The organism is Limnohabitans sp., assembly GCF_046052765.1.
Lineage (GTDB): Bacteria > Pseudomonadota > Gammaproteobacteria > Burkholderiales > Burkholderiaceae_C > Limnohabitans.
The window spans coordinates 43,426-65,449 of sequence record NZ_JAVLFQ010000052.1 but is presented as its reverse complement, the minus strand read 5'-3'; the positions used below and the strand labels follow the sequence as shown (position 1 = coordinate 65,449).

Here is a 22,024-nt window from a genome sequence, read left to right as displayed (position 1 = left end):
GCTCACATGTGCTGAGTAGTGCACATGGTCACAGCCCAGTTCAAGCGACTGGCCGCCCTTCAAAGACGCAATCATCTCCTGGGGCAATTCAAAGCGAAGGAAATGAACTGCGGATGTTTTTTCAGGGTTGTGACGCACCAAGTCTTCATCGGCAACAGCATAAATCCTCTCTTGGCCCCGAAGCTTAACAAACAAGCGCTCTTCAACTCCAAGAAGACTGGACAAAGCGCGTTTGCGCTCCAGGGGGTCCGGATACTGCAGCAACAAAGTGGCACTCCAGTTGTTGCCCTTGGGCACCAGGGGCTCATAGGCGTCGATCTGTGCTTGAACACCGATTTCATCAACAATCTTTTCTATTCTGAGCATCTCTTGAATTTGATATCGAAGGGTCAGTTCACTCTCAAACTGAACCGTCATGTGCTCTCCCAAAGAGATGCTTCTGAGCTGCCTGTGCGCCATGAGATCCGCACGGTGCTGCTGCCTGTACTTGGCATAAGCCTCTAGCGTCATCAAATTGTCAAGTCCAATGTATCCCAGTTTTTTCATGTGGCACGCCCTTTGATCACCATGCTTCATCGCCAGCGCCATGCAGCACCAAGGCAGACCCGTTTTTAAACTCAATCTTTGAACTCAAGCAAAGCCTTGGTGTAGCGCATCGCATGCGAGCGCTCTGCCTTGGCCAAAGTTTCAAACCAGTCTGCAATTTCATCAAAACCCTCTTGCCGAGCGGTCTTGGCCATGCCAGGGTACATGTCAGCGTACTCGTGCGTTTCTCCGGCCACGGCAGCGGCCAAATTGTCGCGCGTGGAGCCAAAGGGCAAGCCTGTCACAGGGTCTGAGCACTGCTCGAGCCACTCCAAGTGGCCGTGCGCATGTCCCGTCTCTCCTCCTGCGGTAGAGCGAAACAAGGCCGCAACATCTTGCTGCCCTTCAATGTCGGCTTTGTTTGCAAAGTACAAATATCGCCGATTGGCTTGGGACTCTTGCGAGAAAGCCTCTTTCAAATTGTTTTCGGTCTTGGAGCCCTTGAGTGTGGACATGATCTATTTTTCCTTGTAATGAACGCGCGACATGGGCACCGATTTCTATTTTTTTAGGACCCCCACTGAAAAGAGTCTCTCCTTGATCCAAGTCGATAGATTAACCCATCCAAGACAAGAAAACGATGCCCAAGCTTTATGTAAGTGTTTTATACTCATTTCTTGTGTTTTTTTACACCCTTAAAAGCTCAAGCCGACTTACACTTGCGTGACATGAATTTAACATTCGGAGACACCATGTCCTCTCAAACGGTCCCCTTCACACTGAGCACCCCGCATTTGGAGTCCTTACCAAAGGCGGCTGACATACAGCAATTGCATCAGTACGCTTATCGCGCCAGGGATGCAGAAGAGACGAGACATTTTTATGAAGACATTTTGGGTTTGCCTTTGTACCACATCATTCAAAGCGATCATGTGCCGAGCACTGGCGAGTATTGCCCCTACACGCATTTTTTCTTCAGACTGCTGGACGGCTCCTTCATCGCCTTTTTTGACTTGGGAGACGACCAAGCGGCGCTGCCCTCACCGAACACGCCAGCTTGGGTCAATCACATTGCGTTCAGGGTCAACACCATCGAGGAACTCGAGCGCGCCAAAGCGCGGCTGCAAGCCCATGGCATTGAGGTGTTGGGCGTGACCGATCACCATGTCTTTCAAAGCATTTACTTCTTTGACCCCAATGGCATCCGTCTTGAATTGACCGTTCAAACGGGCAGCAAAGAGACCATGCACAAAGAAAGCCTGGATGCCCACGAGAGGCTGAAACTTTGGACCCAAAGAAAAGAAATTTGGCGAGCCGAGAAAGCAAGCTCAGGCGTTCAAGGCAAGCTCAAACCTGAGAGAAACGACAGGCCTGAATTTTCTAAAAAGTAAGGTTCTGCGCAAAACCTTTGGCGAACCTGCGCCTTGGACCCACACCAAGGCCCATTCTCTGAGCGCTTCTTGAAGTGCATGAAGCACGGTTAAAATGACATGATCTTTTACAAAAAGAACCCCCATACGGTCCTTTTGTAGTTTTTGTACTTTTTGTACTTTTCTTTTTCCGCCTTCATGGGTCTTTATGAACTCTGCCTCCAAAGAATCGACTGCACCAGTTGCGCCCATCAACCAGCCCGCCTTACAGAGCCTGTCCAAATCCTTTGAACCCGCTGAAATTGAAGCCCACTGGGGCCCAGAATGGGAAGCCCGTGGCTACGGTGTGGCTGGCTTCAAAGGTACACACATAGCAAAGCCTGGTGCGCCTGGGTTTTGCATTCAACTCCCACCTCCCAATGTGACGGGTACTTTGCACATGGGGCACGCCTTCAATCAAACGATCATGGACAGCTTGACCCGCTATCACCGCATGTCTGGCGCCAACACCGCATGGATCCCAGGCACCGATCATGCGGGGATCGCCACTCAAATTGTGGTTGAGCGGCAACTCCAAGAGCAAGGCCTGTCCAAGCACACCCTTGGCCCCACAGAGCAGGTCTCCAGAAAAAACTTCATCGCTAAAGTTTGGGAATGGAAGGAGAAAAGTGGCAAAACCATCACCCAACAAATGCGCCGCATGGGTGACAGCGTGGACTGGAGTCGCGAGTACTTCACCATGGATGAGCCAAGAAGCGAGGTCGTGACCAAGGCTTTTGTCCAACTCTACAAGGAAGGCCTCATCTACCGGGGCAAACGCCTTGTTCACTGGGACCCCATCCTTAAAACAGCTGTCTCCGACTTGGAAGTGGAAAGCCAAGAAGAAAAAGGCTTCATGTGGCACATCGCCTATCCCATCGAGAACTCCAATGAACGCTTGGTGGTGGCGACCACCCGCCCAGAGACCATGCTGGGCGACGTGGCGGTCATGGTCAACCCCGAAGACGCCAGGTACCAACACTTGATCGGTCAACGGGTGCATTTGCCTTTGTGCGAGCGATTGATCCCCGTGATTGCCGATGCCTACGTGGACAAGGACTTTGGGACGGGCGTGGTCAAGGTCACCCCTGCACACGATGCCAATGACTTTGCCGTCGGTGTGCGTCACCAGTTGCCGCAAATCAATATTTTCAATTTGGATGCCAGTGTCAATGACCAAGCCCCCAAGGCCTATCAGGGACTGGACCGCTTTAAAGCACGCGAGCACATTGTGCAAGATTTGAAAGAAGCGGGTCTCTTGGTCGACGTCAAAGCCCACACCCTCATGGTCCCAAGATGTGAGAGAACCGGACAAATCATTGAGCCGATGCTGACCGATCAATGGTTTGTGGCCATGACTGAAAAAAGCCAGTTGGATCCCAAGGGACTGTCCATTGCAGAAAAGGCCATCCGAGCGGTTGAATTGGGTGAAGTTCGTTTTGTGCCAGAAAACTGGGTCAACACTTACAACCAGTGGATGAAGAACATTCAAGACTGGTGCATCAGCCGACAACTTTGGTGGGGGCACCAAATTCCCGCGTGGTACGACGAAGACGGTCACGTCTATGTGGCAGAAAGTTTGACTCAAGCTCAAGATGAAGCAGGCCCAGGTCGTCAACTCACCCAAGACGCCGATGTGTTGGACACCTGGTTCTCCTCCGCCTTGGTGCCTTTTTCAACATTGGGTTGGCCCAAAGAGACCGAGGACTTTCACTTGTACTTGCCCAGTTCCGTGTTGGTCACGGGCTATGACATCATCTTCTTTTGGGTGGCCCGGATGATCATGATGAGCACCCACTTCACAGGTAAAGTGCCCTTCAAAGATGTGTACATCCACGGCTTGGTGCGCGATGCACAAGGCAAGAAGATGTCCAAGTCTGAGGGCAACGTTCTTGACCCCGTCGACTTGATTGATGGCATTGAACTCGAACCCTTGCTTGCCAAAAGGACCACGGGGTTGCGCCGTCCCGAGACCGCACCCTTGGTCAAGAAAAACACAGAGAAAGAGTTTCCACTGGGCATCCCGTCGTACGGTGCTGACGCGTTGAGGTTCACCTTTGCAGCCTTGGCGTCCCTTGGGAGAAGCATCAATTTCGATACCAAGCGCTGCGAGGGCTACCGCAACTTTTGCAACAAGCTATGGAACGCCACACGTTTTGTCCTGATGAATTGCGAGGGGCAAGACTGTGGTCTGGAACAACACTCCAAAGAGCAATGCGCTCCTGGTGGACCCTTTCATGGTTACATGCAATTCAGTCAAGCCGACCGTTGGATGAGTTCCATGCTCCAACGCGTGGAAGCGCAAGTTGCGCAAGGCTTCAAAGACTATCGACTCGATCTGGTGGCCAACGCCATCTACGAATTTGTCTGGAATGAGTTCTGTGATTGGTACTTGGAGATTGCTAAAGTACAAATTCAACAAGGCAGCCCCGCGCAAGCACGTGCCACAAGGCGCACGTTGATTCGCACCCTTGAGGCCATCCTTCGCTTGAGTCACCCCTTGATCCCCTTCATCACGGAAGAATTGTGGCAAAAGGTCGCACCTGTTGCGGGACTTTGGCCCAAAGACCAAGACCGAGCATCTGTGAGCGTTTGCGACTATCCTGTCTCACAACCCGCCAAAATAGATCCTCTGGCCGAGCACGCCATTGCCCAGTTGAAGAACTGGGTCGAAGGTTGCCGCAACTTAAGAGGTCAGATGAACATCTCCCCCGCGACCAAGGTGCCTTTGTACATCTTGGTGGGCAACGCTGAGGAGAGCAGTTTCATTCAAAACATGGCGCCAGTTCTCAAAAGTTTGGCCAAACTCCAAGAGATCAAAACCTTTGAGGATGAAGGGGCGTGGCAAAGCGCCGCTCAAAATGCCCCGGTCGCCGTTTTGGGTCAGTCCAGGGTGTGCTTGTTCATCGAGATCGATCAGGCCGCTGAAACCGCTCGTCTTAGCAAAGAGGTCTTGAGATTAGAGACGGAACTCAGCAAAGCGCAGGCCAAACTCAGCAACGAGGCTTTTGTCGCCAAAGCACCGGCCAAAGTCATCGAGCAAGAGCAACTGAGGATTGAGGAATTCACATCGACTTTGGCCAAGGTCAAAGATCAACTCAAGCGCATATCAGCTGTATGAATCGCCTTGATGTATAGGCTTGATGAATAGCCTTGATGCGTCGCTTTGATGAATCAATTACTTTGGAGCAAAAACTTTGAACCCTTCCACCTTAACCAAAGCTGTGTTTCCCGTTGCAGGCTTGGGAACGCGATTCTTGCCTGCCACCAAAGCACAACCCAAAGAAATGCTGCCCATTGTTGACAAGCCCCTCATTCAATACGCGGTCGAAGAAGCGTATGAGGCGGGCATTCGGCACATGATCTTTGTCACCGGAAGAAGTAAGCGTGCCATTGAAGATCACTTTGACACGGCTTACGAATTGGAAAATGAACTTGAAATGGCCGGCAAAGCATCTCTCTTGTCCTTGATCAGAGACGTTCAACCCTCTGACATGCTTTGCTCTTACATCCGTCAACCCCGTGCGTTGGGTCTTGGACACGCTGTGCTTTGCGCAGAAAAGCTGGTGGGCCATGAGCCCTTTGCTGTTTTATTGGCCGATGACTTGATGATTGGGCTTGAGAACGGCAAAGGCATCTTGACCCAAATGGCAGAGGTCTTTTTTGAAACCCAGCAGTCCATTTTGGCTGTGCAAGAGGTTCCAAGTGAACAAGTGCACCGCTATGGCATCGTCTCTGGTGACGCGCTTGGCGAAGGCAAAACGCAAGTCAAACGCATCGTAGAGAAGCCCAGAGCCGAACAAACCGATTCACGACTGGCCGTGGCTGGGCGCTACATTTTGAGCCCGCATATCTTTGACCGGATCAAAACCGCAGGCAAAGGGGCGCTTGGAGAAATTCAACTGACCGATGGCATTTCTGAATTGTTAAAGCACGAGGGCGTGATTGCTTACAACTACCAAGGCAAGCGATTTGACTGTGGCTCTAAGTTAGGCTTTCTTCAAGCCACCGTGGAGTTGGCCTTGAAACACCCCGAGGTGGCTCAAGACTTCAAAGCATATTTGAATGCGTTCAAGACTTCTGTTTGAAGTCCAGGCTTGAGGCTCATTTTCTTTGCAAGACAAAGACAAACTCTTGACCACTCGCCGAATTCTCGAGAAGCACATGCCCCGTTTGCTTGGCAAAGGCCTGGAAATCTCTGCTCGCACCTGGGTCCGTTGAGCGCACCCTCAAAATCTCTCCACTTTGCATGCTGGAGAGGGCTTTTTTGGTTTTCAAAATAGGCAAAGGGCAATTGAGCCCAGATGTATCTAATTCTTGGTGAACGTGCATGATGATGATGTTTGGTTGGTCATTTCATTGAAGATGTGTTTCATTCGTTCTCGCTGCGATCTTCCCAGGCTTTAAAAACGGGCTCTATGCCTCTTTTCCTTTGCCAATCCGCAACAGCATAACCCGTGCCTGAGGGCCAACAAACGATCTCATGAGGCTCGTAGAGTTTGTACTCCAGCAACTCTTCACTGAGTTGAATCACACCTTGTGTGTGCGCATGATAAACGATCAGCACTTGATTTTTCTTTTGAAAGTCATAGACCCCAACCAAACTCAAATCTTGCACCTCTAGATGGGTCTCCTCCTTGATCTCCCTGGTGATACCGCCCTCGGGCGTCTCGTGGGCTTCCATGAAGCCCGTGATCAAAGCAAAGCGCCTTTGGGCCCAAGCGGCATTTCTTGCGAGCAAAATTTTCCCCTCCCACTGCACAATCGCCGCCAACACGGGCGTTGGATTGTTCCAATGGGTCCACTCACACGCTTTGCATCTGAGGCGCGTGACCGCCAGTCCATCCTCTTGCCGAGCGATCAGGGACAAGGCTTCTTTGCACATGGGACAGTAGGTGTAATCACTCATGCGGGAAAGACCCCCGTAGACAAGTAGCGATCTCCTCGATCACAGACGATGAAAACCACCGTGGCATGGTGAACTTTCTTTGCAATTTCCAGAGCAGCCCAGCACGCACCTGCGGCCGACACACCGGCAAACAAGCCCTCCTCCTTGGCCAGGCGTCTACACATCTGTTCAGCGTCGCTTTGGCTCACATACACCAACTCGTCCACGTGGCTTGGATCATAGATGGAGGGCACATACTCCTTGGACCATTTTCGAATCCCAGGAATTCTCGAGCCCTCAGAAGGTTGTACACCAATGATTTTTACTTGGGGATTTTGTTCTTTTAAATACCTTGAAACGCCTGTGATGGTGCCCGTCGTGCCCATGGCGCTCACAAAATGAGTGACCTCTCCATGCGTGTCTCTCCAGATCTCTGGCCCGGTTGTTTCATAATGGATCCTGGGGTTGTCAGGATTGCCAAATTGATCCAAAACCCTTCCCCGTCCCTCTGACTGCATCCTCAAAGCCAAATCCCTGGCGTGCTCCATGCCCCCTGTTTTAGGCGTCAAGATCAGTTGAGCCCCAAAAGCCTTCATGGTCTGTGCGCGTTCAATGGACAAGTCCTCAGGCATGATCAAAATCAAGTGGTAACCTTTGATGGCCGCGGCCATGGCCAAGGCGATACCCGTGTTACCCGATGTCGCCTCAATGAGTGTCTCGCCGGGTTGGATGTCTCCTCGCTCCTCGGCTCTTGCAATCATCGAAAGGGCGGGACGGTCTTTGACCGATCCGGCCGGATTGTTGCCTTCCAATTTACCCAAAACCACATTGGAATGGCGTAAAAGCGTTGCTTGCTCAACTCTTTGCAGCCGAACCAAGGGCGTGTTACCGATCGCGTCAGCCAAGGTCGGGAATTTTGTTCTTGAATATGTCATAATACAGGTCTTCAACACTTTAGCCGAAGTGGCGAAATAGGTAGACGCAGCAGATTCAAAATCTGCCGGTGCAAAACACCGTGCCGGTTCGATTCCGGCCTCCGGCACCAGATGATGGCAATGAAAATACGACCCCACAAGGGTCGTTTTTTTTATGTCTGTCTGTGATCACTTCTGGCTCGCTTTAAGATGGCGTTATTTGATTTACCCTTCACATTGCACTATGAGCCTTCTCTTCACCCCCATCACACTCCAATCTCCACGCGGCCCGTTGACATTACCCAACCGCATCGTGGTGGCACCCATGTGCCAATACGCTTGTCATTTGGACGGTAAGGCGAACGACTGGCATTTGATGCACTGGGCCAATTTGCTCAATAGCGGCGCTGGTGTGTTCATGATCGAAGCCACTGCAGTCACAGCACAAGGCCGCATCACACCGAATTGTTTGGGTATCTGGGACGATGCGACCGCTGATGCGCTTGCCGACACCTTGGCGCGCGCGCGCAAACTCGCGCCCCCCGTGCCTGTTTGCTTGCAAATTGCGCATGCTGGCCGCAAAGGCTCCAGCGCTCAACCTTGGAACGGCGGCATGCTGATAGACAAAGCGCATGGCGGTTGGGAAACCTTGGCACCCTCGCCCATCAACCTGTTGCCTGGCGAAGCGCCGCCGCATGAAATCGATGCCGCCGGTTTGCTAGCGATTGAACAAGCGTTTGTCAAAGCCGCGCAACGCGCCCAAGCCATGGGCTTGGAGATGCTGGAATTGCACGGTGCGCATGGTTATTTGTTGCACGAATTTTTATCGCCCATCGCCAACCAACGCAACGACAACTACGGCGGCAATTTCGCCAACCGCGCGCGCTTTCCTTTGCAAGTTTTCAATGCCGTTCGCAAAGTGTTTCACGGCGTACTCGGTATGCGTTTATCTGCCAGCGATTGGATAGAAGGCGGCTGGGATTTGGAGCAAACCACAGACTTCACCAAACAGTTAAAGCAAGCCGGTGCAGACTTTGTACACGTGTCTTCCGGTGGTATCTCTCCGCAGCAAAAAATCACCATCGGCCCTGGCTACCAAGTGCATTTCGCCAAACACATTAAGCAAGAAACTGGATTACCCACCATTGCTGTCGGTTTGATCACCGAACCACGACACGCAGAGGAAGTTTTGCAAGCTGGGGACGCAGACATGATTGCCTTAGGTCGCAGCTTTTTATACAAACCGCGTTGGGGTTGGGAAGCTGCCGCCGCGCTTGGCGGTCAGGTGCAAGCCACACAGCAATATTGGCGCAGCCTGCCGCGCGAAGTCACCGGCATATTTGGCGACGCCAAAATCGGCATGCGTTAAAAAACCGGCTTGCCCTGCAAGCCTTCGCGCACGGTGGGATAGCACAACTTCATGCGCAACTCGTTTTTCAAACGCTGGTTGTGCATACGTCTGGATTCGCTCATGAAACTCAATGTCATGGCAGGCAATGCGGTTTGCGCTTGCGCCCTGTTGATGCGCGGTGGGCGTGGCAACTGCCACAGGTCTGCGGCCATGTCCATGTAATCGCCCATCAACATATGGCTGTCATCGCTCACATGCAAAGGCCGCAAGGTGTTGCCGCGCCACACACACAGCACGGTCGCACGCGCCAGATCGTCGGCATGGATGTGGTTGGTATACACATCATCGCTGGCTTGCAGCACCGGCGTGCCACGGTGTAAGCGTTCGAGCGGTGTGCCGCCCTCTCGGTCCAGCGCATAAATACCGGGAATACGCAACACGCTGATACGCGGAAAACCCCGCGAGCCCCAGGCGTTCAACCAAGCCTCAGCATCGACACGTCTGTAAGCGCGATCTGTTTGCGGCTTCAATGGTTGTGTTTCATCTATCCATGCGCCGCCGCAGTCGCCATACACGCCACTGGTTGAGCCATACACCACTGCGTAGGGAGAAGAGCGCCGCATCATAGCTTGCACCAAGGCTTTACTGCGTTGATCGGTGATGCCTTGTGAAGGAGGAGGCGCCATGTGAATGATGTGCGTGGCTATACCTGCCAACCGTCGCAAACTGGCCGGTTCATCCAGATTGCCTTGCAAAGCCGTGATACCTTGCTGCTGCAAAATTGATATACGCGATGCGTTGCTGGTTAACGCATAAACACGGCTTGAACTCTTTAATAAATTGGCGGCACGCAAACCTACATCACCGCAACCAACGATCAATATGCGCGGTCTTTTAAAGCGCGATGGCAGTGCACCGAGAGGGTTTTGGTTTGAGGGCAAAATCCAGTCTTTCGTTGTTTATAAAAATCCAAGGATAGCAAGCATGACTTTTCAAGTTTCAGTGCAACCCAGTGGGCGGTCTTTCAGCGTAGATGAAAACGAAACGATTTTGTCATCTGCCATACGCCAAGGGGTGGGACTACCTTACGGTTGCAAAGACGGCGCCTGTGGTTCTTGCAAATGCTTGAAAGTCTCTGGTGAGATTCAAATGGGCAATTACCAGAGCAAAGCTTTGAGCGACGAAGAGTTGGCCAAAGGTATGGTGCTGACCTGCCGTGCAACCGCCTTAAGTGATGTGGTGCTCGAATCGCGCCAAGTCACCAGTGCTGACGCATTTCCTATTCGCAAAATGCCCGTGCGCATTGCATCATTGGAAAAATTGTCGCATGACGTGATGCGCATACAACTGCAATTACCTTCTACAGAAAACATGCAATTCCATGCCGGGCAATATGTGGAATTTTTATTGCGTGACGGTTCACGCCGTGCGTACTCTATCGCCAATGCACCGCACACCTTGGTGGCAGGTACCCCGGTGATTGAGTTACACATACGGCACATGCCGGGCGGCAAATTCACCGACCATGTGTTCGGTGCCATGAAAGAAAAAGAGATTCAACGTATTGAAGCTCCCTTTGGTGGTTTTTACCTGCGCGAAGACAGCAACAAGCCCATCGTATTGCTGGCGTCTGGCACCGGCTTTGCCCCGATCAAGGCATTGATAGAACATATGCAACATAAAAACACACAACGTCCTGCCTGTTTGTATTGGGGCGGTCGCCGTCCTTCAGATTTGTATATGAACGAATGGGTCATGGCGCAATTGACTCAGATGCCGAATCTGCAATACATACCCGTCGTGTCCGACGCATTGCCAGAAGATAACTGGACAGGCAGAACCGGTTTTGTGCATGCGGCTGTGCTGCAAGACAACGCCGATTTGTCTGGTCATCAGGTATATGCCTGCGGCGCACCGGTGGTGATTGACGCGGCTCAGCGTGATTACTTAGCGCATGGTTTAGCTGCCGATGAATTTTTCGCTGATTCGTTCACCAGCGAAGCAGACAAGCTTTAAGTTTTTGGGGCTTGTGTGTTTTTGTCACGCAACAGGCGCATTTTTTCAGCGATCTTGATTTCCATGCCGCGCTCAACCGGTTCATACAACACGGGTGGCTTCATGCCGTCAGGCCAGTAGTTTTCACCTGCGGCAAATGCATCGGGTTCATCATGCGCGTACCTGTACGCTTTCCCGTAGTCCAAGTCCTTCATCAATTGTGTCGGCGCATTGCGTAAATGCATGGGCACAGGCCTTGTACCGTCGGACTTGATGAGTTTGCGTACATGGTTATATGCTTTATAAACTGCATTCGATTTAGGTGCGATGGCCAGATACACCACGCATTCAGCCAAAGCGAGTTCACCCTCGGGTGAGCCCAAACGTTCGTAGACCTCAGCGGCATCCAAAGCCAAACGCAACGCACGCGGATCAGCCAGTCCAATGTCCTCGACAGCCATGCGAATCATGCGCCTCGCCATATATTTAGGTTCTGCGCCACCATCAAGCATGCGAACCAGCCAATACAAAGCGGCATCCGGATCGGAGCCACGCACTGATTTGTGTAGGGCACTGATGGTGTCGTAGAACTGTTCACCGCCTTTGTCATAACGACGCATGCCTTCACCCAACACTTTCATGAGCCACACATCGGTCACCCGTTGCAACTGCTCTCGCTGCGCCGCCACGGCCAATGTTTCCAAGGTATTGAGCAAACGTCTGGCGTCGCCGTCGGCATAAGCAATCAAGCGCTCCTGCGCTGCGTCTTCGAGTTCGGGCACAGCGTCGATGGCGCGCGCCTTCTCGACGATTTGCGTCAAGTCGGCATCAGACAAAGGTTGCAACACATATACCGCAGCGCGAGACAACAAGGCGGAGTTGACTTCAAACGACGGGTTCTCCGTGGTTGCCCCGATGAAGGTGAACAAGCCGGACTCCACATGCGGCAAAAAAGCATCCTGCTGGCTTTTGTTGAAACGGTGTACCTCGTCGACAAACACAATGGTTCGTCGTTGCTCTAAAGAGTCTCTGGCGGCTTGCGCCATCTCTACGGCTTCGCGTATTTCTTTGATACCGCCTAATACCGCGCTGATGGAGAGAAATTGCGCATCAAACGCATCCGCCATCAACCGTGCAATCGTGGTTTTGCCAACGCCTGGCGGCCCCCATAACAAGCAACTGTGTGGCTGCCCAGACTCAAACGCCACGCGCAGCGCCATACCTTCGCCCAAAATATGCTGCTGTCCCACGACCTCAGAAAGTTTGCGCGGGCGCAAGCGCTCGGCCAAAGGTGAATGAGGAATGGGAGTAGGTGTATGCATGGTCGTGTCTGAACTAGGGCGAACTTATCACAGACAAACCTGCTTGCATAAACACATCTCGCCAAGCTTTCAATTTGCGCTCAAACGACCAAGTCGCATTGGCCGGACTGCTGGAAGGTAAAAGGTAAACCGGCACACCCAAAGTTTGCGTGTGTTTGGCGTGCTTGAAACTCTCACCTCCATTGTGTGCAATGGCTTGTAATTGAGGACACGCCACTGATAACAAAGACAAATCGTTTGGCTGTGCATTGCGAATATGGCTGTCCAAACTGCCTTGACGTTCGCAGGCTGCATACACATCCCAAAAACCAATGCCGTGAGTCAGCAGCCAATCACAACGGCTTGCGTAATCCAAACTCATCACTGGTTCAGGATCAGTGGTCAATAGCTTAGCGCAAATTTTCCAAAAATGGTTACGCGAATGACCGTAATACTGCTGTTTTTCCAAAGAAGCCACGCCCGGAAAACTGCCTAATATCAGCAGCCTTGTTTGCTCAGCATACAGCGGTGCCAGGCCTTGCAGCACGTCAAGGTTTGATCAAGTCAACACCTTTGGGTGGCACGAAATTAAATTGCGCCAAAGTCAGGTTTTTCGGGTTGATTTCTGTACGCTCAAATTTAATCAATGAACGCGTACCAAAAGCGTCAAGAATATCCAGTTGCGCCAATTGAACTTGTTCACCATCTAGCCGCAAACCAATGCGCACGCGTTGCAAACTGCCGTCCTGCGTTTTAGGTATAGCAGCAATCCATTGCAAGCCTTCCGCCTCAGGCTGCGCTTGTAAAACAAATTCTTTTTCCAATGTAGCCACATCACTGGCTGAGGCAATCAGAGAAGCAGGTGTGGTTGAAAGTGCTTGTGCTTGTACGCGTTGGGTGACCTGATTCAAATCGACGTCATATAACCACAGGTGCTGGCCATCGGCAATGATGTTTTGTACAAACGGCTTGGCGTAATCGAAACGGAAAGCAGTAGGCCGGACAAATGCAAAAGTCCCTGACGAAGTCTTGGTTTTGGATGGCCGGTTTTCTTTGGCTGGCGTGGTCACAGACTGCACAAATTCGGCTCTCATGCTGTGGGCATTCTTCAAGAAAAGTGACAAACTGCTGATACTGTCCGCATGCGCGTTCATACATAAGGGCAAACACACCCACAATGCACAACGAAGAAAACTGTAGGCGAAGGCGCTGATACGTACCTTTGGATTGAAAAGTTTCATGAGCGACTCCTGCAATGTGTTTATCGAATATGTCAGCATCGGTGAAGGCTTGAGAATCAATCCTGACGTGTGGGCACCAGAATTTCACGCTGACCGTTACTGCTCATGGCGCTGACCATGCCTGCTTTTTCCATGTCCTCCACCAAGCGGGCGGCGCGGTTATAGCCAATTTTCAAATGGCGCTGCACCAAAGAAATACTGGCCTTGCGGTTTTTCAACACCACTTCAACGGCTTGGTCATACATCGGGTCTTTTTCACTTGGCGTTTCACCAAACAAGTCAGGCCCGTAGGCTTCGCCATCGACCGTACCGCCTTCGAGCAAGCCTTCGATGTAATTCGGTTCGCCTTGGGTTTTCAGGTAACTGACCACGCGGTGCACTTCTTCGTCACTGACAAATGCGCCGTGAACTCGAATGGGAAAACCGGTGCCGCTGGGCAAATACAACATGTCTCCCATGCCCAGCAAAGCCTCGGCACCCATCTGGTCTAGGATGGTGCGACTGTCAATTTTGCTGCTGACTTGAAAAGCGATACGCGTTGGAATATTGGCTTTGATCAAACCGGTGATCACATCGACACTCGGGCGTTGTGTCGCCAGTATCAGATGTATACCTGCAGCCCTTGCTTTTTGCGCTAACCGTGCAATCAACTCTTCGATTTTTTTGCCGACCACCATCATCAGGTCTGCCAATTCATCGATCACGACGACGATATGCGGCAAGCGTTCCAAAGGCTCTGGGTCATCGGGTGTGAGGCTGAACGGATTGGGCATGGAATGGCCTGCTTCCAGCGCCTCTTCAATCTTGTGGTTGTAGCCTGCCAAGTTGCGAACGCCCAACTTGCTCATCAACTTGTAACGGCGCTCCATTTCTCCCACACACCAATTCAAACCATGCGCGGCTTGCCGCATGTCGGTGACAACAGGCGCGAGTAAATGCGGAATGCCTTCGTAAACCGACATCTCCAGCATTTTCGGATCAATCATTAAAAGGCGTACATCGCGCGCCTCGGCTTTGTAGAGCAGGCTCAAAATCATGGCGTTGATGCCCACAGATTTACCTGAGCCAGTGGTACCCGCTACCAATACATGCGGCATTCTGGCTAAATCTGCCACCACCGGATGGCCGCCTATGTCCTTGCCCAAACCCATGGTCAACATGGACTTGGCTTCGTTATAAATCTCGGAACCCAGAATTTCACTCAAACGGATGGACTGACGCTTGGCATTCGGCAATTCCAGCGCCATGAAATTTTTACCAGGAATCGTTTCCACCACACGGATGGACACCATGCTGAGCGATCTTGCCAAGTCTTTGGCCAGATTGACAATTTGCGAACCTTTGACACCGGTGGCTGGTTCAATTTCATAACGGGTCACCACCGGACCTGGAGCCGCAGCCAACACCTTGACCTCGACACCGAAATCGCGTAATTTTTTCTCAATCAAACGGCTGGTGAATTCGATGGTTTCTGAATCGACCGGGTCCTGTCTGGCGTGAGACTCGTCCAGCAAGTCAACCTGTGGCAAGCGGGAATCAGGCATGTCATTGAACAAAGGCTTTTGCCTTTCACGCGCCATGCGTTCGCTTTTTGGCGCAGCCTGTGGTTCTGGATCGACCAATATTCGAACAGGGCGTGGCGCAGCGTCCTCCGTATCTACACGCTCAATATGCACATCCTCTGCCCGTTCACGGGCTGCCGCCTGACCCAATGCCAAGTCTTCGGCCATTTCACGTCGTTCGCGCCAGTTGATGAGGGCTTGATCCATACCTGCACCGATTTTTTCAGCCAGCTCCACCCATGAAAATCCAAAAGTCCATGACAGCCCAACCAACATGAACACAATAAACACCAAGGCTGAGCCGTTAAAGCCCAGCCATTTGTTTGCTGCTCCACCCACCAAAAACCCCAAAATACCGCCAGCATGGTGACCGGGCAATTGGGGGTCGAAACGGTAGAGACGGGTGAATTCAAGCCCGGTACTGGAGATCATCAACAACACCAACCCGCTCCAAAAAGCCCACCGGGTTAAACGCCAAATTTGTGCATGAGCCGCCGGGAGTTCCTCGCTTCGCAACCGATTCGCCAAAGCTTGCAACCAACTGGTAAATGCCGCCAGAAAACACCAAATGATGGAATAGCCCGCCACAAAAAAACCCAGATCGCTGATAGCCGCGCCTATGCGTCCGCCCCAGTTGCGCGGCACTGCGCTGGAGCCCGAAGTGGTCCAAGCCGGGTCTTGGGCAGAATGGCTGAGCATGGCCACCAGCCAGAACAATAAAAACACAAAGCCCAACGACAGTGCAATTTCCTGGACAAAGCGCTGCCAACCGCTGATTGCGGGCGGGTCTTCTTTGCGGTTGCTAAGCGTATTGAGTGAGTAAGTCATTGCCGGACGTAAGCTTAACAGCAGCGACAGGCTGACGGCTTGCAACGAAGGCCTAAAATACCTATCCCGAAGCGCAAAGACTGCCTTCTCTTTTTGCCTCATCAGAAAACATGACCTCCCCCAAACACAGCAAAGTCCTTATTCTTGGTTCCGGCCCGGCCGGCTACAGCGCCGCCGTCTATGCAGCGCGTGCCAATTTACAACCCACTTTGATCACCGGTATGGCGCAAGGTGGCCAGCTCATGACCACCACCGATGTGGACAACTGGCCTGCCGATGTGCATGGCGTACAAGGACCTGATTTGATGCAAAGGTTTCAGGAACACGCCGAGCGCTTCCAAACTAACATTATTTTTGACCATATCAACAAGGTTGACTTCAGCCAACGGCCTTTCACGTTGACAGGTGACAGCGGCACTTACACCTGTGACGCCCTCATTATTTCAACCGGCGCATCGGCCAAATACCTGGGCTTAGCCTCAGAGCAAAACTTCATGGGTCGCGGCGTCTCCGGATGCGCCACCTGTGACGGTTTTTTCTACCGAGACAAGGTGTGCTGTGTGGTCGGCGGCGGTAATACGGCAGTCGAAGAAGCTTTGTATTTGTCCAACATCGCCAGCAAAGTGCATTTGATCCACCGCCGCGATAAGTTCAAGGCCGAAGCCATCATGATTGACAAATTGATGGACAAGGTCAAAGCTGGCAAGATCGTGCTCGAACTCCACAGTGTGCTCGACGAGGTGCTGGGCGACGCCTCTGGTGTGACTGGCGTGCGATTGAAAAGCGTACAAGACCAGCAAACCCGTGAATTGGCGGTGCACGGTTGTTTCATTGCCATTGGTCACCAACCCAACACGGGTATTTTCGAAGGCCAGTTGACCATGAAAGACGGCTACATCGTCACGCAAAGCGGCTTACAAGGCATGGCCACGCAGACCAGTGTGCCGGGCGTATTTGCGGCTGGGGATGTGCAAGACCATGTGTACCGCCAAGCCATCACCAGTGCTGGCACGGGTTGTATGGCGGCTTTGGATGCCCAGAGGTTTTTAGAGCAATAAGTACTCCACGCCTGATTGGACTGCCCCATGTCCCAGCAAGCTATAATATCTGGCTGAGTTTGGACCCAGACTCAACCTTAGGTTGATCGGTTCCAGGGATACCGCCCCCTTCAAAGGCGAGGTCAAGTCGGAAGTACCGGCTGTTAACAAGGAGTGTCTGATGGCACGTGTATGTGAAGTAACGGGCAAAGCCCCGATGGTTGGCAACAACGTTTCCCATGCCAACAACAAAACCAAGCGCCGTTTCTTGCCCAATTTGCAACACCGCCGTTTTTGGGTGGAAAGCGAAAACCGCTGGGTGCGTTTACGTGTATCCAGCGCAGCATTGCGCTTGATCGACAAAAAAGGTATTGAAGTGGTGCTCGCAGACATGCGGGCACGCGGTCAAGCTTAATTTTTCACCGACTTTTAAAGGACTTTCACCATGGCTTCCAAAGGCGGACGCGAAAAAATCAAGCTGGAATCAACAGCTGGCACCGGTCATTTTTATACGACCAGCAAAAATAAAAAAACCATGCCCGAAAAAATGTCGATCATGAAGTTCGACCCCAAAGCTCGCAAGCATGTCGAATACAAGGAAATCAAACTCAAGTGAGTTTTCTTGTCGTTCAAAAAAAACCGCCTCACGGCGGTTTTTTTTCGTCCCGACATAAAGGCGTCAGTGTTTATTTGATCGCTGGCGTACTGGCAACTGCAGCAGGTGCTGCCTCTTTCTTAGACGCTTTGTGCGCTACTTTATGTTTTTTCACTTTATCAGCGGCAGGCTTGGCAGCAGGTGTTGCAGCCGTTGTTGTCGCTTTGGCCGCCGGTGCGGCAGTGGTAGCAGGCGCGGCGGCAGTGGCGGGAGCAGCTGCTGGGGTTGCCGCATAAGAACCGGCAGCAAACACAGTAGAAATTAACAGCGCAGACATTTTTTTCATGACGTACCTTTCAGTGGTTGAGGAAGAAAACCTCCAAAGCCTTGGAGTGATTCTTCAACGGCTACCGAATACAAGCTGTTGACTGAAATAAATATTTATCTTGGTCAACCGAACATGACATTTGTCGTTGATGGCGCTGACCAAGCTTGCGCTACAGAATTGCATTTAAAGGATTAATCAGCAAATGCCATGGTGCAAAAACTGGCACACACCGCCATTGCCTTGGCTGGCTGTCACTGGCTCACGCTCATAGTCGCACTGCCCTTAGTTGCATAGAAAAATCACGCAACGCAACCACACCGCTTTGCTCGGCACGCAAACACCATTGCTGTAATTCCAAGGCCAGTTGGGCGCGACTCGCGTTTGTATTCAGCCACATCTGACGCAGTTCTTCGCGCATACGCACCATGGTGTCCACATTCGGCAATGCGTCACGTGCCTGCTGGAGCAAGGCGTGAAATTGCACAGGCACCTGCACCTCGTCACGGTGCATCCAGCGCTTGGCCGCACTCACTACGGCGTCAGCGGGCAGTTTGGGCATGGCAGCAATTTCCTGCTTCAAAGCAGTTTGCAATTGACGCGCAAAGCCCGCCATGACTTCGTAACGGTTGGTGATCAGTGCTTCAAGCGTGCGTTCGTCTGCCATCGGTTGTCGATCAGCGTAATGAAGTTTGGGCGGTGTTTTTTTCACAGTCGCCAATCCGAATGTTTCCAAGATACGTATGTATAACCAGCCAATGTCAAATTCGTAGGGCTTGACAGATAACTTGGCTGACGTGGGATAGGTGTGATGGTTGTTGTGAAGCTCTTCGCCACCGATGATGATGCCCCAAGGCGAGATATTGGTGCTGGCGTCGGGCGCTTCAAAATTACGGTAACCCCAGTAGTGGCCAATGCCATTGATGACGCCCGCAGCGGTCACTGGAATCCACAGCATTTGTACCGCCCAAACTGTCAAACCGATGGCACCAAACAAAGCCAAGTCTATGACCAGCATCACACCTACACCTTGCCAAGGGAAATACGCATACACATGGTTTTCCAGCCAATCGTCGGGTGTGCCATGGCCGTACTTGCGCAAGGTTTCGGCGTTATTGGCTTCGCGGCGGTACAACTCGGCGCCTTGCCAGAAAACGGTTTGTATACCCATTACCTGCGGGCTGTGCGGGTCTTCTTCAGACTCGCATTTGGCGTGGTGTTTGCGGTGAATCGCCGCCCAAGCTTTGGTGGTCATGCCGGTAGTCAACCACAGCCAGAGTCGGAAAAAATGCGCAGGTAGCCAATGCAAATCCAGTGAACGGTGGGCCTGATGACGGTGCAGGTAAATCGTCACCGAGGCAATCGTGATGTGCGTCATCAACAAAGTGAATAAAACCAGTTGCCAAACGCTCAATTGCCATGAGCCATGTGCCAGCCAATTGAGCACCACATCCAACCAAGGCCATGCAGGTAAGACCATATGCATCCTTAAAAATTCAAAATCCGGTTGATTTTAAAACGGGCTTATGACAAAGACCAAGCCGCTGCAAAGAAACCATCGGTGGCGTGCAAATGCGGCCACAAACGCAAATACAAACCATCGGGCGTGCACAAAGTGTCTGCCTGCGCCACGTCGTGACCCGCCAGCAATGGGTTGACCGGCAGTGGCTTGAACTGGGGGTGCGCCGCGCTGAAAGCCTGAGCAATCAGTTCGTTTTCTTCGCGCAGCAAGCTGCAGGTGGCATAGACCAAGCGACCACCCGGTTTGAGCAGACGCGCAGCCGACGCCAAAATGGCTGTTTGCTTGACCACCAATTCGGCCACCGCTTGTGGCGTTTGTCGCCATTTCAAATCAGGGTTGCGTCGCAATGTGCCCAAACCCGTGCACGGCGCGTCGACCAGCACCCGATCCATCTTGCCGCGCAAGCGCTTGATGCGTTCGTCGCGTTCGTGCGCAATCGCAACCGGGTGTATGTTTGACAAACCGCTGCGTGCGAGGCGGGGTTTGAGCGCGTCCAACCGGTGCGCCGAGGTGTCAAACGCGTACAAGCGGCCGGTGTTGCGCATGCTCGCGCCCAAGGCCAGGGTTTTGCCGCCGGCACCGGCACAGAAGTCGGCCACCATCTCACCGCGCTTGGCATACACCAGCAGCGCCAGCAATTGCGAGCCTTCGTCTTGCACCTCGATATGCCCTTGCTCGAACAATGCCAGTTTGCTCAGATTGGGTTTGGCTGGCATGCGCAAGCCCCAAGGTGAAAACGGTGTGTCAAACGCTTGGATACCGGCGGCTTTCAACTGCGCCAACACATCGGCTCGCTTGGCCAGCAAGGTGTTGACCCTTACATCCAGCCCGGCGGTTTGCTGCAAGCTGTCGACCAAAGGCCAAAAATTCTCACCCAGTTGTGCTTCCAAGGCCTCGGCCAGCCAAGGCGGCAAATTGTGTTTGTGCGGGGCGAGGAAATCGTCTTCGGTGGCGGCATCGCAGTCGCTCAACCACTTGAACTCCATCTCGCTCATGGCGGCTTTCATGAAGCCACGGTCACCGTGTTTGAGTTGCGGCTGCTGTTGCCGCGCTTGTGCGTCAAGGTGCGCAGCCCAGCCCAAAATGGCCAGTCGCCGCTCGCGCACGCCAGTACCAGATTTGGCCAAATGCTCGAACCGCAGCTTTTGCCGCAACACGTTATAAACAGTTTCGGCCAACACACTGCGCTCGCGCGGGCCCAGGTCCATGGTCTTGCGTTGCTCGCGGAAATACTTGGACACCACGCTGTCAGCGGGGTGTTCAAAACGTAACAAGAGGCGGGTGAGTTCGGTACAGGCGTCGAGCAGGGCTTTAGGGTGCATTCGGCTATTGTCCCACCTTGATCATCTGACGCCATGGCGCAGACGTTGAACAACATATATTGACTGTTCTGTCTGCACCATCAAACAATCAATTAAGCAAACACGCCCGCCGTCTCCTGCATCTGCGCTGATACCTGCCCCAAGTGGTGCAGGCTATCGCCGAAGGTCATTTCCATTTGCGTCAGGCGCTTGAAGCAATGGCTGACGATGTATTCATCGGTCACACCAATACCGCCGTGCAATTGCACCGCTTCTTGACCCACATGGCGGGTAGATCTGCCCATTTGTAATTTGGCACGCGACAGCGCAACGCTGCGCTCGTCTGCGGACGCGTTCAGTTTCAAGCTGGCGTAATAGCTCATGGAGCGCCCCAACTCGAGTTGCATCTTCATGTCAGCGGCGCGGTGTTGCAACGCTTGAAAAGTGGCGATGGGCACGCCGAACTGCTTGCGGGTGTTCATGTAGTCCACGGTGATCGCCAGTGTTTTTTCCATCAAACCGACAGACTCGGCACACAGTGCGGCAATGCCCACATCTACGCCCAGTTGTAATGCAGCAAAGCCTTGCAATGACAGCAACTCAGCTGGTGCGTTGTTGAGCCGCAATTCGCTCATGCGGCTGCCGTCTTGAGCCAGGTAATGTTGGCGGGTATCGGTTGCGTCACTGCGCGGCACCAGCAACATGGCCAGTTGCCCTTGGTACATGGCCGGCACCACAAACGCATCAGCGTGGTCACCAGCGGCGACCAGGCTTTTGTGGCCGCTGACATGCCAAACACCGTTGTGCTCGCTGGCGCTAGTGTGGCATTTGTCCAAGTGGTAGCGCTGGCCCTGCTCATGATGCGCCAACACCACCAGTGCTTCACCGCCAGCGATGCGCGGCAACCATGCCTGCTTTAAATCTTCAGCTGCAAATCCTTGTAATACGGCACTGCTGATCCAGGCATGCGTCAGCGGTTCTAGCAACATGCCACGTCCTAACTCTTCCATCACCACCATGCCTTCGACCGGACCCATGGCCATACCGCCGTAGGCATCTTGCACATACAAACCGGTCAGGCCCAACTCTGCCAACGCTTGGTAGGTAGGTGCAGAAAATCCTCCATCGGCCACGGTGCGGCGGTGCTCGTCAAAGGTATATGCCTTGTCCACCCATTTGCGAACCGCGTCGCGCAGTTGCTCTTGTTCGTCAGAAAAATCGAAGTCCATG

Annotated in this window: 22 protein-coding genes and 1 tRNA gene; 9 read left to right on the top strand and 14 right to left on the bottom strand. The window is 52.7% G+C overall.

Annotated features, from left to right (window positions below):
* Together AC9UG7_RS06850 and AC9UG7_RS06845 are read right to left on the bottom strand one after the other, a co-directional pair.
* Positions 1–546, bottom strand: a 546-nt coding sequence (locus tag AC9UG7_RS06850; protein ID WP_509585910.1) for a DUF3501 family protein, incomplete at its 3' end; no start/stop codon positions are given.
* Positions 547–617: 71 nt separating this feature from the next.
* Positions 618–1,040, bottom strand: coding sequence for a rubrerythrin family protein (locus AC9UG7_RS06845; RefSeq protein WP_509585908.1), 423 nt, complete (start codon positions 1,038–1,040; stop codon positions 618–620).
* Between the two features lie 237 nt (positions 1,041–1,277).
* Between AC9UG7_RS06845 and AC9UG7_RS06840 the strand changes: the two genes are divergently transcribed.
* The 3 genes from AC9UG7_RS06840 (at position 1,278) to galU (ending at position 6,022) form a co-directional block, all read left to right on the top strand.
* Complete coding sequence (locus AC9UG7_RS06840) at positions 1,278–1,916, top strand: VOC family protein (RefSeq protein ID WP_509585906.1); 639 nt, start codon at positions 1,278–1,280, stop codon at positions 1,914–1,916.
* Positions 1,917–2,103: 187 nt separating this feature from the next.
* A complete protein-coding gene (locus AC9UG7_RS06835; RefSeq protein WP_509585904.1) occupies positions 2,104–5,055 on the top strand; it encodes a valine--tRNA ligase in 2,952 nt (983 codons plus the stop codon).
* 76 nt (positions 5,056–5,131) lie between these two features.
* Complete coding sequence (galU, locus tag AC9UG7_RS06830) at positions 5,132–6,022, top strand: UTP--glucose-1-phosphate uridylyltransferase GalU (RefSeq protein ID WP_509585902.1); 891 nt, start codon at positions 5,132–5,134, stop codon at positions 6,020–6,022.
* Between the two features lie 16 nt (positions 6,023–6,038).
* Here the strand turns inward: galU and AC9UG7_RS06825 are convergent, their stop codons facing one another.
* From AC9UG7_RS06825 to cysM, 3 genes are read right to left on the bottom strand one after another with little or no spacing between them, the layout of a single operon-like run.
* Positions 6,039–6,266: a sulfurtransferase TusA family protein gene (locus tag AC9UG7_RS06825; protein ID WP_509585900.1), complete on the bottom strand. Its 228-nt coding sequence runs from the start codon at positions 6,264–6,266 to the stop codon at positions 6,039–6,041.
* Positions 6,267–6,306: 40 nt separating this feature from the next.
* Positions 6,307–6,843 (bottom strand): NUDIX domain-containing protein, encoded by a 537-nt coding sequence (locus tag AC9UG7_RS06820; protein ID WP_509585898.1) that lies wholly within the window; start codon positions 6,841–6,843, stop codon positions 6,307–6,309.
* Complete coding sequence (gene cysM, locus AC9UG7_RS06815) at positions 6,840–7,757, bottom strand: cysteine synthase CysM (RefSeq protein WP_509585896.1); 918 nt, start codon at positions 7,755–7,757, stop codon at positions 6,840–6,842. The genes AC9UG7_RS06820 and cysM overlap by 4 nt, the downstream gene beginning before the upstream one ends.
* A gap of 22 nt (positions 7,758–7,779) precedes the next feature.
* On the opposite strand from cysM, the gene AC9UG7_RS06810 reads away from it, so the two are divergent.
* Together AC9UG7_RS06810 and AC9UG7_RS06805 are read left to right on the top strand one after the other, a co-directional pair.
* Positions 7,780–7,867: transfer RNA gene (locus AC9UG7_RS06810), tRNA-Leu, on the top strand.
* Positions 7,868–7,980: 113 nt separating this feature from the next.
* Positions 7,981–9,105 carry an NADH:flavin oxidoreductase/NADH oxidase gene (locus AC9UG7_RS06805; RefSeq protein ID WP_509585894.1) on the top strand — a complete coding sequence of 375 codons (1,125 nt, stop codon included), beginning with the start codon at positions 7,981–7,983 and terminating at the stop codon, positions 9,103–9,105.
* Here AC9UG7_RS06805 and AC9UG7_RS06800 read toward each other — a convergent pair.
* Positions 9,102–10,028: an NAD-binding protein gene (locus AC9UG7_RS06800; RefSeq protein WP_509585892.1), complete on the bottom strand. Its 927-nt coding sequence runs from the start codon at positions 10,026–10,028 to the stop codon at positions 9,102–9,104. The two genes, AC9UG7_RS06805 and AC9UG7_RS06800, sit on opposite strands and share 4 nt — an antisense overlap.
* 43 nt (positions 10,029–10,071) lie before the next feature.
* Between AC9UG7_RS06800 and AC9UG7_RS06795 the strand changes: the two genes are divergently transcribed.
* Positions 10,072–11,103, top strand: a complete 1,032-nt coding sequence (locus AC9UG7_RS06795; RefSeq protein WP_509585890.1) for a CDP-6-deoxy-delta-3,4-glucoseen reductase — start codon at positions 10,072–10,074, stop codon at positions 11,101–11,103.
* Here AC9UG7_RS06795 and AC9UG7_RS06790 read toward each other — a convergent pair.
* The 4 genes from AC9UG7_RS06790 to AC9UG7_RS06775 are packed head-to-tail and all read right to left on the bottom strand — an operon-like array spanning position 11,100 to position 16,014.
* Positions 11,100–12,404 carry a replication-associated recombination protein A gene (locus AC9UG7_RS06790; protein WP_509585888.1) on the bottom strand — a complete coding sequence of 435 codons (1,305 nt, stop codon included), beginning with the start codon at positions 12,402–12,404 and terminating at the stop codon, positions 11,100–11,102. The two genes, AC9UG7_RS06795 and AC9UG7_RS06790, sit on opposite strands and share 4 nt — an antisense overlap.
* Positions 12,405–12,417: 13 nt before the next feature.
* Positions 12,418–12,930, bottom strand: a complete 513-nt coding sequence (locus AC9UG7_RS06785) for a DNA-deoxyinosine glycosylase (protein WP_509585886.1) — start codon at positions 12,928–12,930, stop codon at positions 12,418–12,420.
* A 1-nt stretch (position 12,931) separates the two neighbouring features.
* Positions 12,932–13,624 carry an outer membrane lipoprotein periplasmic chaperone LolA gene (lolA, locus tag AC9UG7_RS06780; protein WP_509585884.1) on the bottom strand — a complete coding sequence of 231 codons (693 nt, stop codon included), beginning with the start codon at positions 13,622–13,624 and terminating at the stop codon, positions 12,932–12,934.
* A 56-nt stretch (positions 13,625–13,680) separates the two neighbouring features.
* A complete protein-coding gene (locus AC9UG7_RS06775) occupies positions 13,681–16,014 on the bottom strand; it encodes a DNA translocase FtsK (RefSeq protein WP_509585882.1) in 2,334 nt (777 codons plus the stop codon).
* A 110-nt stretch (positions 16,015–16,124) separates the two neighbouring features.
* Between AC9UG7_RS06775 and trxB the strand changes: the two genes are divergently transcribed.
* The 3 genes from trxB (at position 16,125) to rpmG (ending at position 17,667) form a co-directional block, all read left to right on the top strand.
* Positions 16,125–17,072: a thioredoxin-disulfide reductase gene (gene trxB / locus AC9UG7_RS06770; RefSeq protein WP_509585880.1), complete on the top strand. Its 948-nt coding sequence runs from the start codon at positions 16,125–16,127 to the stop codon at positions 17,070–17,072.
* Positions 17,073–17,232: 160 nt separating this feature from the next.
* Complete coding sequence (gene rpmB, locus AC9UG7_RS06765; protein WP_509585878.1) at positions 17,233–17,466, top strand: 50S ribosomal protein L28; 234 nt, start codon at positions 17,233–17,235, stop codon at positions 17,464–17,466.
* A gap of 30 nt (positions 17,467–17,496) precedes the next feature.
* Positions 17,497–17,667, top strand: a complete 171-nt coding sequence (gene rpmG, locus AC9UG7_RS06760) for a 50S ribosomal protein L33 (RefSeq protein ID WP_019425810.1) — start codon at positions 17,497–17,499, stop codon at positions 17,665–17,667.
* 70 nt (positions 17,668–17,737) lie between these two features.
* Here rpmG and AC9UG7_RS06755 read toward each other — a convergent pair whose 3' ends face one another.
* From AC9UG7_RS06755 to AC9UG7_RS06740, 4 genes are all read right to left on the bottom strand, one after another.
* Positions 17,738–17,992, bottom strand: a complete 255-nt coding sequence (locus AC9UG7_RS06755) for a signal peptidase (protein WP_509585876.1) — start codon at positions 17,990–17,992, stop codon at positions 17,738–17,740.
* 247 nt (positions 17,993–18,239) lie between these two features.
* Positions 18,240–19,451, bottom strand: coding sequence for a DesA family fatty acid desaturase (locus tag AC9UG7_RS06750; protein ID WP_509585918.1), 1,212 nt, complete (start codon positions 19,449–19,451; stop codon positions 18,240–18,242).
* A gap of 44 nt (positions 19,452–19,495) precedes the next feature.
* Positions 19,496–20,815: an RsmB/NOP family class I SAM-dependent RNA methyltransferase gene (locus AC9UG7_RS06745; protein WP_509585874.1), complete on the bottom strand. Its 1,320-nt coding sequence runs from the start codon at positions 20,813–20,815 to the stop codon at positions 19,496–19,498.
* A gap of 92 nt (positions 20,816–20,907) precedes the next feature.
* Positions 20,908–22,023, bottom strand: coding sequence for an acyl-CoA dehydrogenase family protein (locus AC9UG7_RS06740; RefSeq protein WP_509585872.1), 1,116 nt, complete (start codon positions 22,021–22,023; stop codon positions 20,908–20,910).
* Between the last annotated feature and the right edge of the window lies 1 nt (position 22,024).